Source organism: Micromonospora sp. 4G55 (assembly GCF_016803375.1).
In genome coordinates this window covers 1-5084 of record NZ_JAEVHN010000454.1, presented here as the reverse complement: position 1 = coordinate 5084, position 5084 = coordinate 1, and the positions used below count along the sequence as shown (strand labels likewise).

Here is a 5084-nt window from a genome sequence, read left to right as displayed (position 1 = left end):
GCCGAGAGCCGGCCCGGCGACGTCCCCCCCGGTGTCGCGGTGCCCGGCGCCGAGCCGCCGGAGGTCGCGCCGGAGCCGCGTACCCGTCGTCGGCGGGCCGCGCTCTCCGCGCCCACCGTGCTGTTCAATGGCCCCGCTGCCCGAGGAGCTGCCGGCCGTCCGCGTGGTCGAGCCCGGCCCGGCGGCGGCCGAGGAAGCGGTCGAAGAGCCGGCCGAGACCGGTCGTCGGCGTCGCCGCGGTCGCCGCGAGGTCGAGCCGGTCGAGGTGCTCGAGGTCGAGGAGGAGCCCACCGGCGAGGCCGAGGAGGCCGCCGAGGCCGAGGAAGAGGACGAGGACGAGAGCGCGGCGGCCCGCCGTCGCCGTCGTCGTGGTCGCCGGGGCCGCGGTCGCGGCAAGGGCGGCGCCGAGGACAGCGACGAGGAGGAGGCCGAGGAGGCCGTCCAGGCCGAGGCCGAGGGCGGCGAGGCCGAGGAGCCCGAGGAAGAGGAGGGTGAAGGCGACGGGCTGACCCGCCGCCGGCGCCGTCGTCGCCGCCGGGGCGCCGGGGACGTCGAGGGGGGCGCCGAGGACGGCGTGCCCACCGTGGTCAAGATCCGTGAGCCGCGCAAGGCCGTCGACGAGGTGCAGGGCGTCTCCGGCTCGACCCGGCTGGAGGCCAAGCGCCAGCGCCGTCGGGACGGCCGCGAGCAGCGCCGTACCCGGCCGCCGATCCTCAGCGAGTCGGAGTTCCTGGCCCGCCGGGAGGCGGTCGACCGGGTGATGGCGGTACGCCAGCGCGGCGACCGCACCCAGATCGCGGTCCTGGAGGACGGCGTGCTGGTCGAGCACTACGTCACCCGCAACTCCTCCGGCACCATGGCCGGCAACGTCTACCTCGGCAAGGTGCAGAACGTCCTGCCCAGCATGGAGGCGGCGTTCGTCGACATCGGGCGCGGCCGCAACGCCGTGCTGTACGCCGGCGAGGTCAACTGGGACACCAGCGGCCTGGAGGGGCGGGCCCGCTCGATCGAGCAGGCGCTGCGTTCCGGCGACTCGGTGCTGGTGCAGGTGACCAAGGACCGATCGGGCACAAGGGCGCCCGGCTGACCAGCCACATCGCGCTCTCCGGCCGGCACCTGGTCTACGTGCCGAACGGCAACGCCTCCGGCATCAGCCGGAAGCTGCCGGACACCGAGCGCAAGCGGCTGCGGGACGTGCTCAAGAAGCTGGTGCCGGACGGCGCCGGCGTGATCGTCCGAACCGCCGCCGAGGGCGCGAGCGAGGACGAGCTGGCCCGCGACGTCAAGCGGCTCCAGGCCCAGTGGGAGGACATCCAGGCCAAGCGCCGAGGGCGGCGCCCCGGTGCTGCTCTACGAGGAGCCGGACCTGGTCATCCGGGTCGTCCGGGACCTGTTCAACGAGGACTTCCGGGATCTGGTCATCGAGGGCGAGCAGTCGTACGACATGGTCGAGTCGTACCTGTCGCACGTCTCGCCCGACCTGGTCGCCCGGCTGCGCCGGCACGTCGGCACCACCGACATCTTCGCCGAGTACCGGATCGACGAGCAGATCATCAAGGGGCTGGACCGGAAGGTCTTCCTCCCCTCCGGCGGGTCGCTGGTCATCGACCGCACCGAGGCGATGACCGTCATCGACGTCAACACCGGCAAGTACACCGGCTCCGGGGGCAACCTGGAGGAGACGGTCACCCGCAACAACCTGGAGGCGGCCGAGGAGATCGTGCGCCAGCTCCGGCTGCGCGACCTCGGCGGCATCGTGGTGATCGACTTCATCGACATGGTGCTGGAGTCGAACCGCGAGCTGGTGCTGCGCCGGCTGACCGAGTGCCTGGGCCGGGACCGGACCAAGCACCAGGTCACCGAGATCACCTCGCTCGGCCTGGTGCAGATGACCCGCAAGCGGATCGGCGCGGGCCTGCTGGAGGCGTTCAGCGAGACCTGCGAGTGCTGCAAGGGCCGCGGCCTGATCATCCACACCGAGCCGGTGCCGGAGAAGCCGCGCGCCGGCGCCGGTGCGGGGGAGAAGGTCAAGGCCGGTCGCCTCCTCGGTGGCCCGCCGCCCCGGCGACCGAGCAGACCGGCGCGTCGTCGCGGCGGCGCTCGCGCAAGGCCGCCGCCGCGCCGGAGCGCACGGTGGTGGAGACCACCGAGGCCGCCGACGTGGACCGGGTGGCCGAGGCGGAGGCCGAGTACCACGACACGATGGGCTACGACCTGTCCCGGTACGAGACGGAGACGCCGGCCGCGCCGGCGGTCGCCGACAGCCTGGAGGGCGAGTCGGCCCGGCTGGCCGGGGCGGACGACCCGGACGCGCTGGGCGACACCGAGGAGGAGAGCGGCGAGGGCGGCACCGGCCGGCGCCGGTCCCGCCGCGGCGGCCCCCGTCGGCGGACCCGCCCCTGACGGGCTGACCAGCCCGACGTTTCGCGGGGCCCCTTCCCCGGCAACAGTGCCGGCGGGAGGGGCCCTGTCGCGTTCTCCGGCCCCGGCTACGATCGGTCACCCCCGGCTAGGAGAAGACAATGCGCCGCCTGCTTGCCGCCACCCTGGTGACCGCCGTCCTGCTGACCGGCTCCGGCTGCTCCGGCGACCGGTCCGACGAGGCCGCCCCGGCCACCACCGGCCCGTCCGCCGGGCCGTCGGCCACCTCGACCCTGCTGCCGTCCGCCCCGGTCAGCGTCGCCCCGGCGGGAGGCAACGGGCCGCAGGTCTGCGCCGCCGCCGAGCAGGCCTCCTCGGCGGCCGTGCGGACGTACGTCGAGGAACTGGGCAAGATGATCGCCGCAGTCGGCGCCAACGACAGCACCGGGGCGGAAACCGCCCGGAAACGGGCCGAGTCGGCGCTGACCAGCTGGCGGTCGGCGCTGCAGGAGCAGTCCGCCCGGGCCACCGACCCGCAGTTGAAGACCCTGCTCACCGACCTGGCCACCGAGGTCGGCACCCTCGGCGCCGACGTCGAGTCGATCGACGAGACCGAGCTCGACCGCCTCCAGCAGCGTCTCGACCAGCTCTGCGGGCGCTGACCGGCGGGCCCGGTTTGGGTGTCACCCGGTCCATGGCGTAGGCTTGCCTGCGGCGCACTTTGGTGTGCCGAGTTCCCGCGTGCCCGCGCCGCCGGTGTCACTGCTACCCGGCGAGTTGCCGTGGGAACGACCAGCCAGCAGCCTCAACGACAGGGAGTCCGCCTCCGATGTACGCGATCGTCAAGACCGGCGGCAAGCAGTACAAGGTCGCCGAGGGCGACGTGATCGAGGTCGAGAAGCTCGCCGGTGCCCCCGGCGACGCGGTGAAGCTCACCGCGGTGCTCCTCGTCGACGGTGACGACCTGGTGACCGACGCGGCGAAGCTCGCCTCGGTCGCGGTGTCCGGCGAGATCGCCGCGCACACCAAGGGCCCGAAGATCCGGATCCACAAGTTCAAGAACAAGACCGGCTACCACAAGCGCCAGGGTCACCGCCAGCCGCTGACCCAGGTCAAGGTGACCGGCATCTCCAGCGGGAAGTAGGTCGTCCTCCAATGGCTCACAAAAAGGGTGCGTCCAGCTCGCGTAACGGTCGTGACTCCGCGGCCCAGCGACTCGGCGTGAAGCGCTTCGGTGGTCAGGTCGTCAGCGCGGGTGAGATCCTCATCCGTCAGCGTGGCACCAAGTTCCACCCCGGTGACCTGGTCGGCCGCGGCGGAGACGACACGCTCTTCGCGCTGGCTGCCGGTGCGGTCCAGTTCGGCACCAAGCGCGGTCGCAAGACCGTCAGCATCGTGCCGCAGCAGTAATTCTCCGGCAAAGCGGGCCGCGGACCTCGGGTCCCGGCCCGCTTCGTCTTTTCGCACGCGGGGGCGTACCCCGCTGGAAGGATTGGCGTCGTGACGACGTTCGTTGACCGGGTCGTCCTGCACATGCAGGCCGGCGACGGCGGGCACGGCTGTGCCTCGATCCACCGGGAGAAGTTCAAGCCGTTCGGCGGCCCGGACGGGGGCAACGGCGGGCACGGCGGCAGCGTGTCGCTGGTGGTCGACCCGCAGGTGACCACGCTGCTGGACTTCCACTTCCGCCCGCACCTGAAGGCCGAGAACGGCAAGGGCGGGGCCGGCTCGAACCGCGACGGCGCCAACGGCCACGACCTGGTGATCAAGGTGCCGAACGGCACCGTGGTGCAGACCCTCGACGGCGAGGTGCTGGCCGACCTGGTCGGAGTCGGCACCACCTTCGAGGCGGCCCGGGGCGGTCGCGGCGGTCGCGGCAACGCGTCGCTGGCCAACGCCCGGCGCAAGGCTCCCGGCTTCGCCGAGCTGGGCGAGCCGGGCGACCGGCTGGACGTGGTGCTGGAGCTCAAGAGCGTCGCCGACGTCGGTCTGGTGGGCTTCCCGTCCGCCGGCAAGTCGTCGCTGATCGCGGTGATCTCCGCGGCCAAGCCGAAGATCGCCGACTACCCCTTCACCACCCTGGTGCCGAACCTCGGCGTGGTCCGGGTCGACAACCACACCTTCACCGTCGCCGACGTGCCGGGCCTGATCCCCGGCGCGGCCACCGGCCGGGGGCTGGGGCTGGAGTTCCTCCGCCACGTCGAGCGCTGCGCCGTGCTGGTGCACGTGGTCGACACCGCGACGCTGGAGCCGGGCCGCGACCCGCTCGCCGACATCGACGCCATCGAGGCCGAGCTCACCCAGTACGGCGGTCTCGCCGACCGGCCGCGGCTGGTCGCCCTCAACAAGATCGACGTGCCGGACGGGCGGGATCTCGCCGAGATCGTCCGGCCGGACCTGGAGGCGCGCGGCTTCCAGGTGTTCGAGGTCTCCACGGCCACCCGCGAGGGGCTCAAGGAGCTGATGTTCGCGATGGCCGAGGTCGTCGAGCAGGGCCGGAAGGCGGCTCCGCCGGCCGAGCCGACCCGGATCGTCATCCGCCCGAAGGCGGTGGACGACGCCGGCTTCACGATCGACGTGGAGGAGGACGGCTCCTTCACGGTGCGCGGTGTCCGGCCCGAGCGCTGGGTCCGGCAGACGAACTTCGACAACGACGAGGCGATCGGCTTCCTCGCCGACCGGCTCGCCCGCCTCGGCGTCGAGGAGAAGCTCGCCAAGGTCGG

General features: G+C 73.0%; 4 protein-coding genes and 1 pseudogene. All 5 read left to right on the top strand.

Annotated features, from left to right (window positions below; genetic code table 11):
• Positions 1-2403: pseudogene (locus JNW89_RS27165) on the top strand (Rne/Rng family ribonuclease); the annotation flags it as partial.
• Between the two features lie 119 nt (positions 2404-2522).
• Positions 2523-3023 carry a hypothetical protein gene (locus JNW89_RS27160; RefSeq protein WP_238451186.1) on the top strand — a complete coding sequence of 167 codons (501 nt, stop codon included), beginning with the start codon at positions 2523-2525 and terminating at the stop codon, positions 3021-3023.
• Positions 3024-3190: 167 nt separating this feature from the next.
• Positions 3191-3505: a 50S ribosomal protein L21 gene (gene rplU / locus JNW89_RS27155; RefSeq protein ID WP_088960746.1), complete on the top strand. Its 315-nt coding sequence runs from the start codon at positions 3191-3193 to the stop codon at positions 3503-3505.
• A gap of 11 nt (positions 3506-3516) precedes the next feature.
• Positions 3517-3771, top strand: coding sequence for a 50S ribosomal protein L27 (gene rpmA / locus JNW89_RS27150; protein WP_088975624.1), 255 nt, complete (start codon positions 3517-3519; stop codon positions 3769-3771).
• Positions 3772-3861: 90 nt separating this feature from the next.
• The coding region (gene obgE / locus JNW89_RS27145; RefSeq protein WP_238451185.1) for a GTPase ObgE at positions 3862-5084 on the top strand (1223 nt) is incomplete at its 3' end.

Excerpts from the sequence above, each read along its gene's own strand:
- JNW89_RS27160 (WP_238451186.1), top strand. The coding sequence starts at position 2,523 with ATGCGCCGCCTGCTTGCCGCCACCCTGGTGACCGCCGTCCTGCTGACC.
- rplU (WP_088960746.1), top strand. The coding sequence starts at position 3,191 with ATGTACGCGATCGTCAAGACCGGCGGCAAGCAGTACAAGGTCGCCGAG.
- rpmA (WP_088975624.1), top strand. The coding sequence starts at position 3,517 with ATGGCTCACAAAAAGGGTGCGTCCAGCTCGCGTAACGGTCGTGACTCC.